This is a genomic window from Streptomyces sp. NPDC002698 (assembly GCF_042888945.1).
Taxonomy (GTDB): domain Bacteria; phylum Actinomycetota; class Actinomycetes; order Streptomycetales; family Streptomycetaceae; genus Streptomyces.
Genome location: NZ_JBIAQM010000005.1, coordinates 374,007 through 391,383, shown reverse-complemented (window position 1 = coordinate 391,383; position 17,377 = coordinate 374,007). Strand labels below are relative to the sequence as shown.

General features: G+C 72.0%; 16 protein-coding genes. 7 read left to right on the top strand and 9 right to left on the bottom strand.

Features of this window, described 5'->3' with window-relative positions; translation table 11 throughout:
• Nucleotides 1–66 precede the first annotated feature (66 nt).
• From ACFYW9_RS10820 to ACFYW9_RS10805, 4 genes are read right to left on the bottom strand one after another with little or no spacing between them, the layout of a single operon-like run.
• The gene (locus tag ACFYW9_RS10820; protein ID WP_389147514.1) at nucleotides 67–1,077 is read right to left on the bottom strand and encodes a hypothetical protein; all 1,011 of its coding nucleotides are present in this window, start codon (nucleotides 1,075–1,077) and stop codon (nucleotides 67–69) included.
• Nucleotides 1,074–2,024, bottom strand: coding sequence for a hypothetical protein (locus ACFYW9_RS10815; protein WP_389147511.1), 951 nt, complete (start codon nucleotides 2,022–2,024; stop codon nucleotides 1,074–1,076). The genes ACFYW9_RS10820 and ACFYW9_RS10815 overlap by 4 nt, the downstream gene beginning before the upstream one ends.
• A complete protein-coding gene (locus ACFYW9_RS10810) occupies nucleotides 2,021–2,944 on the bottom strand; it encodes an ABC transporter ATP-binding protein (RefSeq protein WP_389147508.1) in 924 nt (307 codons plus the stop codon). The genes ACFYW9_RS10815 and ACFYW9_RS10810 overlap by 4 nt, the downstream gene beginning before the upstream one ends.
• Complete coding sequence (locus tag ACFYW9_RS10805) at nucleotides 2,941–3,327, bottom strand: GntR family transcriptional regulator (protein WP_389147624.1); 387 nt, start codon at nucleotides 3,325–3,327, stop codon at nucleotides 2,941–2,943. Before ACFYW9_RS10805 ends, ACFYW9_RS10810 begins: the two co-directional genes overlap by 4 nt.
• A gap of 280 nt (nucleotides 3,328–3,607) precedes the next feature.
• Here ACFYW9_RS10805 and ACFYW9_RS10800 point away from each other — a divergent pair, with 280 nt between their 5' ends.
• From ACFYW9_RS10800 to ACFYW9_RS10780, 5 genes are read left to right on the top strand one after another with little or no spacing between them, the layout of a single operon-like run.
• Nucleotides 3,608–4,150, top strand: a complete 543-nt coding sequence (locus ACFYW9_RS10800) for an RNA polymerase sigma factor (protein WP_326786961.1) — start codon at nucleotides 3,608–3,610, stop codon at nucleotides 4,148–4,150.
• Nucleotides 4,147–5,058: a zf-HC2 domain-containing protein gene (locus tag ACFYW9_RS10795; RefSeq protein WP_389147504.1), complete on the top strand. Its 912-nt coding sequence runs from the start codon at nucleotides 4,147–4,149 to the stop codon at nucleotides 5,056–5,058. The genes ACFYW9_RS10800 and ACFYW9_RS10795 overlap by 4 nt, the downstream gene beginning before the upstream one ends.
• On the top strand, nucleotides 5,055–5,915 hold the full coding sequence (locus ACFYW9_RS10790; protein WP_389147501.1) for an ABC transporter ATP-binding protein: 861 nt from the start codon (nucleotides 5,055–5,057) through the stop codon (nucleotides 5,913–5,915). Before ACFYW9_RS10795 ends, ACFYW9_RS10790 begins: the two co-directional genes overlap by 4 nt.
• The gene (locus tag ACFYW9_RS10785) at nucleotides 5,912–7,486 is read left to right on the top strand and encodes an ABC transporter permease (RefSeq protein ID WP_389147498.1); all 1,575 of its coding nucleotides are present in this window, start codon (nucleotides 5,912–5,914) and stop codon (nucleotides 7,484–7,486) included. Before ACFYW9_RS10790 ends, ACFYW9_RS10785 begins: the two co-directional genes overlap by 4 nt.
• A 5-nt stretch (nucleotides 7,487–7,491) precedes the next feature.
• Nucleotides 7,492–8,193, top strand: coding sequence for an ABC transporter (locus ACFYW9_RS10780; RefSeq protein ID WP_389147495.1), 702 nt, complete (start codon nucleotides 7,492–7,494; stop codon nucleotides 8,191–8,193).
• A 35-nt stretch (nucleotides 8,194–8,228) separates the two neighbouring features.
• On the opposite strand, the gene mshD is transcribed toward ACFYW9_RS10780, so the two are convergent.
• Nucleotides 8,229–9,155: a mycothiol synthase gene (gene mshD, locus ACFYW9_RS10775; RefSeq protein ID WP_389147492.1), complete on the bottom strand. Its 927-nt coding sequence runs from the start codon at nucleotides 9,153–9,155 to the stop codon at nucleotides 8,229–8,231.
• A gap of 417 nt (nucleotides 9,156–9,572) precedes the next feature.
• Between mshD and ACFYW9_RS10770 the strand changes: the two genes are divergently transcribed.
• On the top strand, nucleotides 9,573–11,369 hold the full coding sequence (locus ACFYW9_RS10770) for a bifunctional metallophosphatase/5'-nucleotidase (protein WP_389147489.1): 1,797 nt from the start codon (nucleotides 9,573–9,575) through the stop codon (nucleotides 11,367–11,369).
• 124 nt (nucleotides 11,370–11,493) lie between these two features.
• Here the strand turns inward: ACFYW9_RS10770 and ACFYW9_RS10765 are convergent, their stop codons facing one another.
• The 4 genes from ACFYW9_RS10765 to ACFYW9_RS10750 form a co-directional block, all read right to left on the bottom strand.
• Complete coding sequence (locus ACFYW9_RS10765) at nucleotides 11,494–12,924, bottom strand: ATP-binding protein (protein WP_389147486.1); 1,431 nt, start codon at nucleotides 12,922–12,924, stop codon at nucleotides 11,494–11,496.
• Nucleotides 12,924–13,655 carry a response regulator transcription factor gene (locus ACFYW9_RS10760; RefSeq protein ID WP_037622391.1) on the bottom strand — a complete coding sequence of 244 codons (732 nt, stop codon included), beginning with the start codon at nucleotides 13,653–13,655 and terminating at the stop codon, nucleotides 12,924–12,926. The genes ACFYW9_RS10765 and ACFYW9_RS10760 overlap by 1 nt, the downstream gene beginning before the upstream one ends.
• 79 nt (nucleotides 13,656–13,734) lie before the next feature.
• Complete coding sequence (locus ACFYW9_RS10755; protein ID WP_389147482.1) at nucleotides 13,735–13,914, bottom strand: hypothetical protein; 180 nt, start codon at nucleotides 13,912–13,914, stop codon at nucleotides 13,735–13,737.
• Between the two features lie 14 nt (nucleotides 13,915–13,928).
• Nucleotides 13,929–15,143 (bottom strand): S1C family serine protease, encoded by a 1,215-nt coding sequence (locus ACFYW9_RS10750; protein ID WP_389147479.1) that lies wholly within the window; start codon nucleotides 15,141–15,143, stop codon nucleotides 13,929–13,931.
• Nucleotides 15,144–15,609: 466 nt separating this feature from the next.
• Here ACFYW9_RS10750 and ACFYW9_RS10745 point away from each other — a divergent pair, with 466 nt between their 5' ends.
• Entirely contained in the window at nucleotides 15,610–17,367 is a 1,758-nt protein-coding gene (locus ACFYW9_RS10745; protein WP_389147476.1) for a trypsin-like serine protease, read from the top strand.
• Nucleotides 17,368–17,377: the final 10 nt, after the last annotated feature.

Sequence of the window (17,377 nt, the reverse complement as noted above, 5' to 3'; positions counted from 1 at the left end):
TGCATGTCCGGGAGCCGTGTACACCCCCGCCCGCGCCGCGTGCGTGTCCGCCAGTGCTACCCCCGGTTACGAATGCTGTCGGCGCAGCAGGGCGAAGGCCGCGGCGGCCGCGAGCCCCGTGACGGCCAGCAGCAGGCCGCTCTCCACGAGCTGGAGGGGCCAGAAATGGGACTCGGGCTGATAGGTCGTCCAGAAATCGGTCAGCCCCGTCCGCTCCACACACCTCTCGAGGGCGGCGGCGCTGTCGGTTCCGACACAGGCCATGTTGTTGCTCAGACGCTCCCCGGCACCGGTGACGGCACCGTGCTCGAGGACCAGGGTGCCGTGCGGGAGCTGGAGCGCGGCCCGTCCGGTGACCGTCTCGGCGGGCCACAGGCTCATCCGGAACCCGTCCAGCACCTCGTGCAGGACGTACGCCGCGGCGAGGGCGGCCGCGGCGGCGGGCAGGGCCCTGCGCAGGACCAGGCCCGCGAGCGCCCCGAGGGCGAGGCCCGCGAGGGCGTACCCGACGGCCACCGGTCCGGAGGAGATGAAGACGTTCATGGTGAACCAGCCGCCGGACAGGTCCCCTCTCCCGGCGCGGCGGGTCCAGTTGAGGAGCAGGACCGCCAGGGTGGTGCCCGCCGTCAGCAGGACCGCGGGGACGGCGAGCCTGGTGGCGAGCCAGCGCGCCGGGGTGACGGACTGGGTCCACGCCAGCCGCGCCGTGCCGCTCTCCAGCTCGCGGCCGGTCAGCGCGGCGCCCGCCCAGACCGCGACCGCGTAGATCTGAAACGTGACGCAGGCGGAGACCAGGGCGAGGCCGGAGGCGTGGATCCTGGCCGTCGTGGTCCAGTGGGCGGTTCCGCAGTCGATCGGGAACGGTTCCGACGCGTCGCAGCCGCCGACGATCGCGCGGGCGTCGGGACCGGCGGCGAGCAGCCAGATCAGGGCCGCCACGGCGGCGAGCAGGGCCGCGCCCCAGACGTACAGGGCCGTGCGGTGCAGGCGCAGCACGGTCCAGGTCAGGCCGGACGGGCGGTAGGGGCGGTGCGGGGCCGCGCCGGACGGGCGGTGTGGGGTGGTCAGGGTGCTCATGAGGTCGACCTCCTCCTCAGGACGGCGAAGGCGGCGGCGACCAGGATCGCGGCGGCGGCCAGCATGACGCCGGTCTCCAGGAGCTGGCGGGGCCAGTAGTCGGGGGAGGGGAGGTACTCGCGGGTGAAGCGGACGACGTCGTGCCGGGCCAGGCAGGCGCGGCTGTCGTAGCAGCCCGGGTCGGGGATCTCCGCGCCCGTGGAGGTGATCGCCCGGCTCCGCACGGACAGTTCGGGCTGCTGGTAACTGCCCTGGAAAGGCCAGGAGTTGGCGCGGAACATGATGACCGCGTACTGCGCGAGACCGGCGACCGCGAGGGCGGGCAGGGTGCGGCGCAGCGCGAGACCGGCGAAGGCGCCGATGGCCAGGCCGAGGAGCGGGGCGGCGACGGTGGCCGGGCCGAGGGAGAAGTACAGGGCGCGCGGTCCGATGCCGGCCAGCAGGAGATTGCCGTGGGCCGACCACAGCATCCTGTACAGCACGACCAGCAGGCCCGTGCCCACGGTGACGAGCAGCGCGGGCACCGCCAGTTTGGCGGCGAGCCAGCGGGCCGGGGTGACGGACTGGGTCCAGGCCAGCCGTGCGGTGCCGCTCTCCAGTTCGCGGGCGGTCAGCGAGCCGGCCGCGAAGACGGCGACGGCGAACGAGGCGACGCTCAGCAGGGAGGCCGGGTCCCGGAAGAGCTCGTTGTAGGTGCCCGAGAGGGTGCCCGTGACCCCGACGGTCCAGGCGTCCTGCTGCACGCCCGCGTATCCGAACGTGTCGAGCAGGTGCTGCGTGTGGCCGGCGCCGGGGCCGTACAGCCACAGCAGCAGTCCGGCGGTGAGCGCGACGTAGCCGGTCCAGATCCACAGCGCGGTGCGGTGCAGCCGCAGGACCGTCCAGACCAGGCCGCGCGGGGCGGGCAGCGCGCGGCGCGGGGGAGCCGTCGTGGTGGTGGCGCTCATCGGGTCACCGCCGCGGGGGACACGGTCGTGCCGGGGGTGAGCAGCGCGGGGGCTTGTGGGGAGCGCAGATGGGCGAGGACCAGCTCCTCCACGGAGGGGCGTTCGGCCTCCCAGCGCTCGTCCACCGGTCCGTCGTTGCGTATCAGGGCCGTGAGACCGCGGCCGGCGGCGCGGGACTCGACGACGAGGTGCGGGGCGAGGTCGGCGGGGGTGCCGCGGCCGGTGACGAGGGTGTGCGCGAGGAGCAGGTCGTCCAGGCCGCCGCCGAGCCGGACGCGTCCGCCGCCCAGGAGCAGCAGGTGGTCGCAGGCGTCGGCCAGTTCGGTGACGATGTGCGAGGACATCAGCACCGTGGTCCCGCGTTCGGCGGCGTCCGCCATCAGGGTGCCCAGCAGTTCGTGGCGGGCCAGCGGGTCCAGGTCGGCCATCGGTTCGTCCAGCAGCATCAGGTCGGGCCGCTTGCCCAGCGCGAGGGCCAGTGCCACGCGGGTCCGCTGGCCGCCGGACAGCTTCCGGACCTTGGTGCCGGGGTCCAGCGAGCCCTGCTCCACGATCGCGGCGGCGTGTGCGGCGTCCCAGCGGGCCGGGTTGAGCTCGGCGCCCAGGCGCAGGGTCTCGGCGATCGTGAGCTGGGGGTGCAGGGGCTTGTCCTGGGCCAGGTAGGCGATGGCCTCGCGGGCCTCGGCCGGGCCGGCGCCGAGCACGGTGAGGGTGCCGGCGGCGGGGCGCAGCAGCCCGGCCACGGTCGCCAGCAGCGTCGACTTGCCCGCGCCGTTGGGGCCGACGAGGGCGCTGACCCGTCCGGCCGGGAGGCGGAAGGAGCAGTCGTCCAGGGCCGCGGCGGAGCGCCGGCCGTGGCGCACGGTGAGGCCGTGCGCCTCTACGGCGACGGTGGATCGGGTGGTGCTGGTGGAGCTCACTGGTCCCCCTTCGGGAAATGTGCGTCCAGTACGGAGGCGAACAGCGCCGCCACGTCCTCGTGGTCGAGGCCCGCGGCGCGGGCGCTTCGGGCCCAGGCGTCGAGCTCCTCGCGCAGGGGCGAGTCCGCCGGGGCGGCGCCGAGGGTCCTGCGGACGAACGTGCCGAGACCGCGCCTGGCCTCGACCAGTCCCTCGCGCTCCAGTTCGCGGTACGCCTTCAGGACGGTGTTCGGGTTGATGGCGGTGGCTTCCACGACCTCGCGGGCCGTGGGGAGCTTGTCGCCCGGTTCGAGGAGACCGAGGCGCAGCGCCTGCTTCGTCTGCTGGACGATCTGGACGTAGGTGGCGACGCCGCTGCGCCGGTCGATGCGGTACGCGACCACTCGGACAACCACCCTTTCACTAATTGAGTAGTGAAAGGGTGGTGCAAGATGGGGGTCGAGGTCAAGTCCCGGACGAGCGGACGGTGTTGCTCCGGTACCGCCCCGGTGCTGCGGGCGGTGGATCCTGCGGTGGGTCCGGTGGTGAATCCGGGGGTGAATCCGCTGGTCGGTCCCGTGACGGATCCTGCGGCGGATCAGGCTGTCCGGCGGGTGTGCGACGCGTTCGGAAATTCCCGGCCGATGTGTGAACCGATCGGCGGGGCTCGTCCGATGAGGGGATGTGAGGGAAACGAGAAGCGACGGAGAGCTGCTGCGGGCCATCGCGGCGGACGGGGACCGTCGCGCCTTCGAAGAGCTGTACCGGCGGTACGCGCCATGGCTGACCGCGCGGCTGCGCGGCCGGTGCGCCGACGCCGGGATCGTCGACGACGTCGTCCAGGAGACCTTCCTCGCGGTCTGGCGCGGCACCGCCCGCTACCGCGAGGAGGGCGACCCGGCCGGCTGGCTGTGGCGCATCGGCTCACGGCGCCTCGTCGACACGATGCGCGGCGACGGCGCGCGCGGCCGGCTCCGCAACGCGCTGGCCCGGCTCAGGCACCGCGACGAGGCCTCGGCGGAGGAGCGCGTGCTGGCAGGCGTCGAACACGGGGACCTGGCGGGCGCGCTGACCAGACTCTCGCCCGAACTCCGGGCGGTGCTCCAGGCCACGGTGATCGACGGACTCACCACCAGGGAAGCGGCCGTCCTGCTCGGTATTCCGCCGGGCACGGTCAAGACGCGGGCACTGCGTGCGCGCAAGCAGTTGCGGGAGGCGTTGGCATGAGCGACGACCGTCACGGAAGCGATGGCGACGAGATGAACGGTCACGGCCGTACGACCTGGCACGTGCCGGAGGAAGACCTTCGGGCCTACGTCCAGGGCGAGTTGACGGCACCCCTCCTGTGGTCCGCCGACACCCACCTCGCCGCGTGCGCGCGGTGCCGGGAGACACTGGCCGCGATCAGCGACCCGGTCGCCCTGGACGCCGGGTGGGAGCGGCTCGACGCCGAACTCGACGCCCCGCGGCCGGGCCCCGCCGAGTGGCTGCTCGTCCGGCTCGGCGTCGCCGACCACACGGCACGGCTGCTGACCGCCTCCCCCGCCCTGCGCCGCTCCTGGCTGGGCGCGATCGGCGCCCTCCTGGTCATGACCGTGGTCGCGGCACACGCGGTGCGGGCCGGGGCCACGCCCACGCTCTTCCTGGCCCTCGCGCCGCTGCTCCCGCTCGCCGGGGTCGCGGTGTCCTACGGCCCGGGGATCGACCCGACGTACGAGATGGCCGTGGTCTCGCCCCTGCACGGCTTCCGGCTGCTGATGATCCGCACGGTCGCGGTCCTGACCGTGTGCCTGGGGTTCAGCGGCCTCGCCACCCTCGCCCTCCCCTCCTACGGACTGCACGCCCTGGCCTGGCTGCTGCCCGCCCTCGCCCTCACCGCGACCGGACTCGCGCTCACCTCCCGGCTCGGTCCCGTCCTCGCCCCCTCACTGGTCGGCGGCGGCTGGGTCGGCCTGCTGGCCGTGGCCCGGGCGACCTCGGAGTCCGACACCACGCTCGCCCCGTTCACCGCGGCCGGGCAAGGCGTCTCCGGAGCCGTCGCGGCACTGGCCGCCGTACTCCTCTATCTCGCGCGGGACCGGTTCGACGCGTCGCGCCTCCCGTTCACCGACTTCACCGACAGGAACGCAGCATGATCCCCACCGTCTCCGCCTCCGGGCTGACACTCCGCTTCGGCGGCACGCTCGCGCTCGACGACGTCTCCCTGCGCCTCGGAGAAGGAGTCACCGGACTCCTCGGGCCCAACGGCGCGGGAAAGACCACCCTGTTGCGGGTCCTCGCCACCGCCGTGCCCGCCGACCGGGGCGCCTTCACGGTCCTCGGCCATGACCCGGGCACCACCGCCGGACGCCTGCACGTGCGGCGCGCGCTGGGCTACCTCCCGCAGACCCCCGGCTTCCACCAGGACTTCTCCGCCTTCGAGTTCGTCGACTACGTGGCGATCCTCAAGGAGATGACCGACCGGACCGCCCGGCACCGCGAGGTGCGCCGCGTCCTGGACCGCGTCGGCCTGTCCGACGTGCGGGGCAAGCGCATCAAGCGGCTGTCCGGCGGCATGCGCCAACGGGTCGCACTGGCCGCCGCCCTGATCGGCGACCCCGGTTTCCTCGTCCTCGACGAACCGACGGTCGGCCTCGACCCCGAACAGCGCATGCGCTTCCGGGAACTGATCGCACAGGCGGGAGAGGGACGAACCGTCCTGCTCTCCACCCACCAGACCGAGGACGTCGCGATGCTCTGCCACCGCGTGATCGTCATGGACGCCGGCCGCGTCCGCTTCGAGGGCACCCCCGCGGAGCTGACCGGGCGAGCGGCCGGCCGGGTGTGGAGCAGCACGGAACGCGATCCGTCCGCCCGAGCCGGATGGCGTACGGGCACGGGCGCCTTCCGCAATGTCGGCGATCCGCCCGAGGGCGCCGACCTCCTCGAACCGACCCTGGAAGACGGCTACTTGCTCACGCTCGACGCCAAGGCCGCGGAGGTGGCGGCATGAGCGCCCCCACGGACACGATCACGCAGGCGGCTCCCACGGGGGTGGAGCCGCCTGCCCGGGGCCGGGAGTCCCGGTCGGCCGCGGTCCTGGCACTCGCCCGCTTCGAAGCACGCGAGCTGCTGCTCCAGATCCCGGTCCTCCTCTTCCTCGTGCTGTATGTCGGCTATGCCGGCTGGAGGTTGTTCATCGGGGGCGACGGCATGGACGACTTCCCGGTCCTCCAGGACACCGACAGGGCCACCCAGCCGACACCCCTGCTGCTGGCCGTCGCCGTGTTCAGCTGCGTCAACCGCGCCGTGCTGCGGTCCCGCCGGCAGTCCACCGACCAGCACTTCGACATCCTGCCCATGGAGCCCTGGCGGCGTACGGTGGCGCACGCGCTGTCCGTCCTGCCCCTCGGTGCGATCACGGCGCTCGTCGTCGGCTTCCAGTTCACCTGGGCGGCGCTGAAGCCGGGCGCCGTCGGCCACGGCTCGCCCGCCGAACTGGTCGTGGGCCCGCTGCTGGTCCTTCTGGCCGGTGTCCTCGGTGTCCTGCTCGCCCGGGTGATACCGGTCGGGTTCGTCGCCCCGCCCTTCGTGATCGGCGGATTCGTCCTCACCACCCTGGTCTCCGCGGCCACCCAGGGAAAGCACTGGGTGAGCTGGCTCGGACCGGTCGTCGTGGAAGAGGGCGCCGACCCCTTCCCCTCCGAACTGCTGGGCCGCCCGGCCGCCTGGCACGCGCTCTATCTGACGGGCCTCACGGTCCTGCTGCTCTGCCTCGCCGTACTGGTGAGCGGTGGCCGGACGAGGCTGGTCACGTCGGTGACCGTTCTCGCCCTCGCCGCGACGGCCGTCGGCGTGGCCGGGCAGTCCCCCGACGAGCCCGCCTCGCTGATCGCTGCCCGCACCAAGGCGTCCGTCAGCCCGCAGAAGGAGCAGACCTGTGTGCGGTACGGACGGTCCACGTACTGCGCCTTCCCGGAGTGGACCGGCCGCACCGCCGACTGGGCCGAGGCCGTCGACCGCATCCAGTCCCGCGCGGGCGGCTCGGCCGGAGGCGAGCGGCTGACCGTGCGCCAGAGGATCGACGCCCGCTACGGCCTTCAGAGCGATGCCGCGATTTCACCCTCCACCACGCCCGGACATGTCACCGTCGGCACGAGCTGGGGCGGCAACCGCCTTCCCGAGTTCGCGGTCGGTGTCGCCTCGGTCCTGGTCGCGGGCACCGAGGACACCGCCGACAACATGTGCGACGCCCGTGTGGTGACCACGATGTGGCTGGCTCTGAGCACACAGCCGGACCCGATGAAGTCCCTCCGCGATGTCCGGCTCGACGACAGCATCGAGGGCTCCGCGGTCGCGCTGGCCCCCACGACCTCCCTCCCCATGTCCGCTCGGCAGACCACCGTCGTGCGCGAACTGCTCCAGAAGCCGCACTACAGCGTCGCCGCGAAGGTGAAGGCGCACTGGTCGGAACTGACATCCGCGAAGACGACCACGTCGCGGGTCGCCGAACTGCTCGACGTACCGGCCGGAGGCAAGGGGACTGCGGCGGACTCGGGGAGTGGCTCGTGCGGGGAGGAGTGAAGACGATGACAGACGCTTCCGCCGACAGCCTCACGAAACCCGCCGGGCCCCCACCCACGCACGTCGTGGCCCGCGCCCTGGTCCGCCCGGTGTGGCGTGGTCTGCCCCGGTGGGCCGTGATGACAGGCGCCGTCCTCGGGCTGATGCTGGCCGGATCCTCCCGGACGGTCTCCGAGGAACCGGACCTGTGGCTGTGCCTCAACCTGCTGCGGGCCGCCGCCCTCGCCTTCGGCCTGGGACTGGCGTTCCTGTTCGACGACCCGGCCCGGCACACCACGGCCACGGTGCCGACCAGACGCCCGGTGCGGACGGGGCTGCGGCTGGTGCTCGTCGTACCGTTCACGGCGGTGTGCTGGACGGCCGCGCTGTTCCTCATACCCGCCGAGGGACGGCCCCCGATGGGCGCGATCACCCTGGAAGCGGCCGCTGTCATGACCCTCGCGCTGACCTCCGGTCTCGTCGCCGTGCGGCACTCGGGGGCCACCGAACCGGGGATCGCGATATCCGCCGGACTGGTGGGCGCCTTCTTCGCCGCCGCGGTACTGCTTCCCGCGCGCTGGGAGCTCTTCGTCGGCCCGTCCGACCCGCACTGGGACGACGCGCACCGACGATGGGCGGCCGTCCTGGTCGTGGTCGTGCTGGCGGGGGCCCGCTTCCTGGGCGAACCCCTGCGGCGACGCCGGACAACCGTCCTCGCCCGCCGCTGACTTCGGCCTCCGGAGGGCGCTCGCGCGCCGCGGGCTCAGGACTCCGTGCGGTACATGAGGTCCGTCTCGTGGGTGACGAAGCCGAGACGCTCGTAGACGGAGACCGCCGCCTTGTTGTCGGCGTCGACGTAGAGCATCGCGGTGGGCAGGGTCTGCGCGGCGAGGTGGCGCAGACCGATCGTGGTCAGGGCCTTGCCGAGGCCGCCGCCCTGGGCGCCGGGGCGTACGCCGAGGACGTACACCTCGCCCAGCCCCTCCTCGGCGTGCACCTTGGTCCAGTGGAAGCCGACGAGTTCCTCGCCCCGGAAAGCGAGGAAGAAGCCGGCCGGGTCGAACCACGGCTCGGCGGTCCGGTCGTCCAGGTCGCGCTGGGTGAGGGAGCCCTGCTCGGGGTGGTGGGCGAAGGCGGCGGCGTTCACGGCGAGCCAGGCGGCGTCGTCCTGGCCCGGTACGAAGGTCCGGACGGTCACTCCCTCCGGCAGCTTCGGCTCGGGCAGGTCGAGGTTCTCCAACGGGCGCCGCATCTGGCGCAGTTCGCGGAAGAGGGTGAGGCCCAGGACCTGTGCGAGATGCCGGGCGGCGGAGTGACCGCCGTGCGCCCACACCCGCAGCCGCTTCCCGGACTCGTTGAGCATCGCCGAGCCGAGCGCCCGCCCGTGACCGTGCCCCCGGTGCGCCGGGTGGACGACCAGTTCGGCGGCCGGGGCCTCGACCGGGTCGGTGTCCTCCAGCTGTGCGTAGCCGACCAGTTCGTCGCCGACGGTCAGCAGCAGATGCCGGACGCCCTCGCGGCTCCCGCCCTTCAGCTGGAGGCGGCCCTGCTCGGACACGGCCTGCTGTCCATCGGCCCGAGCGGCCTGCGCGAGCAGCTCGAGCACGTCCTCGGCCTGGTCCGGGGAGAGCACGGAGTAGGTCTCGATGGAGCGGGAGAGGGCGAAGGGTGCCGCGTCGTCGCTGGTCATGGATACGAGGGTACGGCTCGGCGATGGGGGGACGAGGAGTTGGGCGACGCGGACACGGATCGTGGCGGGAGGGACGAGCCGGGGAGGGCGGAGTACGTCTCGGCCGGGGAGGCCGGAGCGGGCCTCAGCGGATCGCGGCAGGAGGCCGAGGTAGAGGGGCGAGGGCGTGCCCCCGACGAGCTGCGGTGACGCGGTTGTCGGCTTTCGGTGTGGTGATGGCAACCAGCCTGTAACCCTGAACCATCTTTCGCGCTACGCGCGTTGATCCTAAAGTGCATGCAAAGCGACGGCTGTTCATCAGCCGGCACACGGTGCCCACAGCACCCGTGGCAGGCGCCACCCGCACCACCCGCACCACTCGCTCGGCTCACGCACGGCACACCGTTTCTGTCTTTTCACCGTTCTCCAGGGGGAACCATGCCGCCCACGATCCGGTACAGACGCACGCATCGACTCCTCGCGGCCGCCGCCGGTCTCGCCACCGTCGGGGCGCTGGCCGCCGCGATCCCGGCGAGTGCGCACCAGGACGAGCCGACACCGTCGCACCACCACGGCAACGGCCGCTACCAGGACGTCCAGCTGCTGTCCTTCAACGACCTGCACGGCAATCTGGAGCCGCCGACCGGTTCCTCGGGCCGGGTCACGGAACTTCAGGCGGACGGCACGACGAAGACCGTCGACGCGGGTGGTGTCGAGTACCTGGCCACGCATCTGCGCGACGCCCGCAAGGGCAACAAGTACTCGATCACGGCGGCCGCCGGCGACATGGTCGGCGCCTCCCCGCTGATCTCCGGTCTCTTCCACGACGAGCCGACGATCGAGGCGCTCAACGGCCTCGACCTCGACGTCACTTCGGTCGGCAACCACGAGTTCGACGAGGGCGCCAAGGAGCTGGCCCGGCTCCAGAAGGGCGGCTGCCACCCGACGGACGGCTGCTACGGCGGCAAGAAGTTCACCGGCGCCGACTTCCCCTACCTCGCGGCGAACGTGACCGACGAGAAGAGCGGGAAGCCGATCCTCAAGCCCTACTGGGTGTGGAAGAAGAACGGCGTCAAGGTCGGCTTCATCGGCGTCACGCTGGAGGGCACGCCGAACATCGTGTCCGCCGAGGGCGTCAAGGGCCTGAAGTTCGGCGACGAGGTCGAGACGATCAACAAGTACGCCAAGGAGCTCCAGCGCCAGGGCGTGAAGTCGATCGTCGCGCTGATCCACGAGGGCGGTGCGCCCGCGTCGACGGCGTACAACTACGACTGCGACAGCCCCGGCGCCGGGGACGGCATCTCCGGGCCGATCGTCGACATCGCCAAGAACGTCACGCCGGCCGTGGACGCGCTGGTCACCGGCCACACCCACCAGGCGTACGCGTGCACCGTCCCCGACCCGGCGGGGCGGCCCCGCATGGTCACCTCGGCCTCCTCCTTCGGCCGGCTGTACACGGACACCACGCTGACGTACGACCGCTGGACCGGTGACATCGCCCGTACGGCGGTGAAGTCCGCGAACCACGTGGTCACCCGTGATGTCGCGAAGGCCGCCGACATGACGACGCTGGTCACCAAGTGGAAGACGCTCGCCGCGCCGGTCGCCTCCCGTCCCCTCGGCTACATCGCGGGCGACATCGGCAACACCGGCACCGAGTCGCAGGCCGGCGACCTGATCGCCGACGCGCAGCTCGCGTACGCCAAGTCCGTCGACCCCGAGGCCGACCTCGCGGTGATGAACCCGGGCGGCATCCGCGCCGGCCTCACCTACACCGCGAGCGGCGGTGAGGGAGACGGCGTGGTGACCTACGGGGAGGCCTACACGGTCCAGCCGTTCGCCAACACCGTCAACCTGGTCGACCTCACCGGTGCCCAGGTGATCACCGCGCTCCAGCAGCAGGTCAGCGGCTCCAACGAGGCCTCCCCGAAGATCCTCCAGATCTCCAAGGGCCTCACCTACACCCTCGACCTGACCAAGACCGGCGCGGCGCGGGTCGTCGCCGACTCGGTCAAGCTCGACGGCACCGCGATCGACCCGGCCGCCACCTACCGCGTCGCGATGAACTCCTTCCTCGCGGGCGGCGGCGACGGCTTCGCCGAGCTCGGCAAGGGCGGCAACGTCCGTGTCGGCGGCGACGACCTGGCAGCCCTGGGCACCTACCTGACGGCCAACTCCTCGGCTGCGGCGCCGTACCCGGTCCCCGCGGCGGACCGGATCACGATCGTCAAGTAGCCGGAACCGCCGACCGGTCCCGCGCTCGTCCGCCGGGCCGGAGCGGCCCGGTCCGGACACCGGCCGTCGACGAGCGAGCCCCCACCCGCTGCCGGGTGGGGGCTCGCTCGCGCCGGAGAGCGGGTCAGGGCGTGTCGGGCGGGGCCGTCGGGGCCCCCGGAAGCCGTACGGCCGCGATCGTGCCGCCGCCCTCCGCGGGACTCAGCGTCACCTCGCCCCCGCACTGCTGGACCGTGCGGGCCACGATGGACAGGCCGAGGCCCGAGCCGGGGAGGGCCCGCGCGTCCGGGGAACGCCAGAACCGGTCGAAGACGTGGGGGAGTTCCTCGCCGGGGATGCCGGGGCCGTGGTCGCGCACGGTCAGTTCGCCGCCCTCCAGCCGGACGTCGATCGTTCCGCCCGCGGGGCTGAACTTCACCGCGTTGTCGAGGATGTTCACGATCGCCCGCTCCAGCGCGGAGGGCTCCGCCCGGACGTACCAGGGCTGAAGGCCGGCCGTGATCGTCAGCTCCGGGCCGCGCAGCCGGGCCCTGCGCAGGGCCGCTTCCACGGTGTCCTGGAGTGCCACGACCTCCACCCGGTCGGCCGGGTGTCCCGCGTCCGATCGCGACAGTGTCTGAAGGTCGCCGATCAGCGCCGCCAGCTCGGTCATCTGCGCGGTCACCGAGGTGAGCAGTGCCTTGCGGTCCGCCGGGGGGATCGGGCGGCCGATCTCCTCGCTGCGGGTGAGGAGTTCGATGTTCGTGCGCAGGGAGGTGAGCGGCGTCCGCAGTTCGTGTCCGGCGTCGGCGATGAGCTGCCGCTGCACCTCGCGCGAGGTCGCGAGGGAGGCGGTCATCGAGTTGAAGGAACGGGAGAGCCGGGCGATCTCGTCGTCGCTCTCCTCGTCGACGGGGATGCGGATGGTGAGGTCCTCGGTGCGGGCGACGTGTTCCACGGCCTCGGTGAGTTCGTCGACCGGCCGAAGCCCGGCCCGCGCGACCCAGAGCCCGGCGGCCCCGGCGCCCACCACTCCGAGTCCGGAGACGAGAAGCAGGACCAGGGCGAGGTCGTTCAGGGTGGACTGGGTGCTCTTCAGAGAGGTGGCGATCACGAGACCCACGTTGGGTCCGGGCTGCCCATCGGCGGTGGTGGTGTTCAGCGGCCGAAGCATCACACGCACCGCGTTGCCGTCTTCGTCGGTGCCGTCACGGAAGTAGGACTTGTTGAATTCGCCGTTCTTGATGGCCGTCCTGTCGGACTGGGTCACCTTGACCTTGCCCACGGAGTTGTCGACGGGGCAGGCGGTCCCGTTCTCCTTGACCACCTGGACGTAGTTGTTCCGGAAGGGGGAATCAGTGCTGTCCGGGGTCACGGAGCAGTAGTTGAGGGCGTTGAGGATCGCACCCGGCGGGCCTCTCATGCCCCTCTGCAGATCGTTGTCGACCTGCTCGTAGAGCTTCCCCTGCACGATGAACCAGCAGGTGACCGAAACCGTCGCCACGCCGAACGCCACCGCCGCCGCCACCAGGAGGGCCAGGCGTGAGCGCAGGGGCAGCGACCTGAAGCGTCGCATCACTCCGCGCCGCCGGACCGTAGTACGTACCCCACGCCCCGCACCGTGTGGACCAGGCGCGGCTCGCCGCCCGCCTCCGTCTTGCGGCGCAGGTACATGACGTAGACGTCGAGGGAGTTCGACGACGGCTCGAAGTCGAAGCCCCAGACGGCCTTCAGGATCTGTTCGCGGGTGAGGACCTGGCGCGGGTGGGCCAGGAACATCTCCAGCAGGGTGAACTCGGTGCGGGTCAGCTCCACCGGGCGCCCCGCACGGGTGACCTCGCGCGTCGACAGGTCCATGCGCAGGTCGCCGAAGGTCAGCGCGTCGTCCTCGACCACCGCGCCCGCGGACGCCGCGTACGAGCTGCGCCGCAGCAACGCCCGGATGCGGGCGAAGAGTTCGTCGAGCTCGAAGGGCTTGACGAGATAGTCGTCCGCTCCGGCGTCCAGCCCGGTGACCCGGTCGCCGACCGTGTCCCGGGCCGTCAGCATGAGGATGGGCGTGGTGGTGCCCGCGCCACGCATCCGGCGGGCCGCGGTGAGGCCGTCCATGCGGGGCATCTGGATGTCGAGGACGACCAGGTCGGGCTGGTAGGCCGTCGCCTTCTCCAGGGCGTCCGCGCCGTCGACGGCGACCTCGGTGTCGTACCCCTCGAAGGCGAGGCTGCGCTTGAGTGCGTCGCGCACGGCCGGCTCGTCGTCGACGATCAGGATGCGCTGGGTGTCACGGTCGCCTTCGGCGGAGCTCATGGGCGTCGGGTTCCTCGGGTGGGGTGGGGTGTGATCCGGTGTTTTCAGCCTCGCACGTTCCTGGCTGTCCCGGAATGGATCAGCTTCGTACGGTACGGCGGCGGCCGGACGAGCGGCGCTGGGCGGGACGGGACACGGCGGGGGCCAGTTCGGGGGCGCGCCGGACGGGCGGGTGCAGTTCGCGGGCGACCGCCAGGGCGACGCCGAGTCCGGCCGGGCCGGCGGCCGGCGCGGTGTGCTGGACGCTCTTGATCATCATGGCGACCTCCGGGGTCAGCTGTCGGAACCGCCGGCCCGCAGCGTGGCCAGGTCGGACTTGACGGTGTTGATCGGGATGGCGAAGCCGAGGCCGACGCTGCCCGCGCTCGACGAGGACGACGAGGAGTCCGAAGCGGCCGAGTACATCGCGGAGTTGATGCCGACGATGTTGCCGTTCATGTCGATGAGGGCGCCGCCGGAGTTGCCCGGGTTGAGCGAGGCGTCGGTCTGCAGGGCCTTGTACGTCGTGGTGGAGGAGCCGGTGTCGCCGTTGAACTGCCGGCCGCCGAACTCGAACGGCCACTGGCCGTTGCCGCTGCCGTCCTGCTGTTGCTGCTGACCCTGGCTCTCGTCGGTGGAGACGGTCACGTCCCGGTCGAGGGCGGAGACGATGCCGCTGGTGACGGTGCCGGTCAGGCCCTCGGGGGAGCCGATCGCGACGACCTGGTCGCCGACCTGGACGCCGTCGGAGTTACCGAGCGACGCGGGCTTCAGACCGTACGGCGCGTTGTCCAGCTTGATCAGCGCGAGGTCCTTCTTGCTGTCGGTGCCGACCACGCTCGCGGCGTACGACTTGCCGTTGTTCAGCCGCACCTTGATCGCGGAGGCGCCCGAGACGACGTGGTTGTTGGTGATGATCTCGCCGCCGGTCGTGATGATCACGCCCGAGCCGGTGGACGAGCCCGCGTTCGAGGTCGCGCTGATCTCGACGATGCTCGGGCTGACCGCCTTGGCGACGCCGGAGACCGTGCCGCGCTGGCTGGTGGGCACCACGTTGGCGCTGGTGGTGCTGGAGGTGGCGGCGGTGTCGTTGCCGGTCAGCTCCTGGAAGGCGTACGCGGTACCGCCGCCGATCGCCGCCGCGACGATCGCCACCGCGGCGAGCAGGGCGAACGGGCCCTTGGCGCGCCGCCGGGCGGTCGCGTTCGCGGGGGGCTCGGGGTGGCCGGCGCCCACCGTGGCGAACGCGGCGGTGGTGCCGGCGGGGTCGGGCTCGGGGTGGCCGGCGTACGGGGCGTGGCCGCCGTGCCCGCCGCTGCCGCCGTGACCGGAGCCCGGCCACACGGTCGTACCCGGCTCGACGTGGACGGGCGCGGCCGGGTCGTACGCCGGGGGTGGCGGCCACTCGGGGTTCACGGGGGAGGAGGGGTGCGACTGCTGCTCCGGGTACGCGGACCCGTGGTGGTCGCCCTGGGGGTACTCGCCGCTACGGCGGAAGCTCTCGGTCATGAAAAAAGACTGTCCCCCGATCATGAGAGCTCCCTGAGTGGCCCCTGAGAAGCCCGACAGAACCTCGTATGCCCTATATAAAGGCGCTTTCCGTGAGCCTCCCGTGAGACCTCTGTGGGCACGGTCAGGGCTGCCTGTGACCCCTCGCCGTGTGCCTCCGCGGGGTTTGTGCCGCGCTTCGCCGCGTATGCGGCCGTGCACCGTGTGTGGTCCCGCCGCTCCCCGGCGAACGGCGGGTTGCGTTCGGGTGATGTCCCGGAACGCCGGGGGCGAACACTCTTCCGACCGCTGTGAAGACCGTGTGCCCAGAGATCGGTGAGGCCTACGATTCCGGGGCCGGAGGGGGGCTCCGCGGTTACGCCCGATGTCGATGCAAGCGATTGCCGTCGACGGTCGGGCCGGTGCGTCGTACGCCCTTCTCGGGCCTCTGACGAGAAGACACACGCACCCACACCAGGAGTCCTGAGTGATACCTGCCCTGCGCGACCGCTGGAGACGCCCCGCCACGGCGTTGCCGACGGCCGCTCTCGCGCTGGCGCTGACCTGCGCCGGCGCCCTCGCGGCACAGCCCGCCTCCGCGGCCGGTGACCCGGCCGGACTGCCCGACGCGAGCGTCGCCCAGTCCACCGCGGCGCCCGCGCCGACCGCCTCCGACAAGGAGCTGCGCCACCGCGTCGTCGAGGCCGCCAAGACCCAGGCGCCCCCCGGAACGGCGCCCAAGAAGACGCCGTTCATCATCGGCGGCAGCGAGACGACGATCTCCTCCGCACCGTGGATGGTCCAGCTCTCCTACTACGACAGCACGGCGGGGACCGGCTACTTCTGCGGCGGCACCCTCGTCGCCCCGAACAAGGTCCTCACCGCCGCCCACTGTGTCGCCGGTCTGGACTGGGCGGACAACGGCGCGGTCGTCGCCGGTGCCACCGGTCTGCTGGACGACACCAACGGCACCGTCGCGGGCGTCTACCGCCAGTGGAACCACCCGCACTTCGACGGCTCGACCCTCCAGAACGACGTCGCCGTCCTCACCCTGGACCGCCCGCTGGAGAACCAGTGGGCGAAGCTGGCGGCCGCCGGCGACAGCGCCTCGTACAGGGCCGGCAACTCCGCCACCGTCTACGGCTGGGGTCTGACCTCGGGCGCAGCGGACGCCGACCTGTCGGCGAACCTGCGCAAGGTCACCCTGCCGCTGGTGTCGGACTCGACCTGCAACACCGCGATGAAAGCGGTCCTCGGCGAGGACGACTTCATCGAGGGCTCCATGTTCTGCGCGGGCACCCCGGCGACCGGCACCGACGAGGGCACCAAGAGCCCGTGCAACGGTGACTCCGGCGGCCCGGTGATGTTCGGCGGAAAGATCATCGGCATCGTCTCGTGGGGTGTCTCCGGCTGCACCGCCGAGGGCGCCTACCCGGTGTTCACCAAGGTGTCCTCGTACACCTGGGCGGCCCAGCCCCGCATCGACGACGCGGACCTGACGTTCGACGGCCGCGCCGACCTGCTGGAGCGCACGCCCTCCGGCGGTCTGTTCGAGCAGGACAGCAAGGGCACCTCCCTCGCCCCCCGCGCCTACCAGGGCAACGGCTGGCAGAACGCGAGCTGGGTCCTCCAGGCCGATCTGGACCGGGACTTCTACCAGGACCTGATCATGCGGGACAAGGGCGACGGCAAGCTCTACCGCAGCTACATGAACCACAGCTCGGGCGATTTCGAGTGGATGCAGATCAGTTCGGTGTGGGGCGGCTACAAGTCGTACGCCGTCCCCGGCGACCTGACCGGTGACTCCCGCCCCGACCTGGTCGCGGTGGACGCCGACGGTTCGGTCTACCTCTACCCGGGCAAGGGCACCGGCCAGTTCTACGGCCGCGTCAAGATCGTCGACAGGGCGTGGAAGAACGTCAAGATCTTCGGTCACGGCGACCTGTCCGGCGACGGCCGCGCCGACCTGCTGGTCCGCAACAGCTCGGGCGTCCTGTACCTCTACCGGGGCACGCAGGTCGAGAAGACCCCGTTCTCGGCGCGCATCCAGGCCCGTACGGGCTGGAACTTCACCTCGTACGTGGCCAACGGCGACGTGACCGGTGACGGCATCGCGGACGTCCTCGCCCGCGACTCGGGCGGCACGCTGTGGCTCTACCCGGGCACCAACAAGGCCTCCAGCAGCCTCTTCGGCACCCGCAAGAGCCTCGGCACCGGCTTCAACCAGTACAACCTGCTGTTCTAGGTCCCGCCGG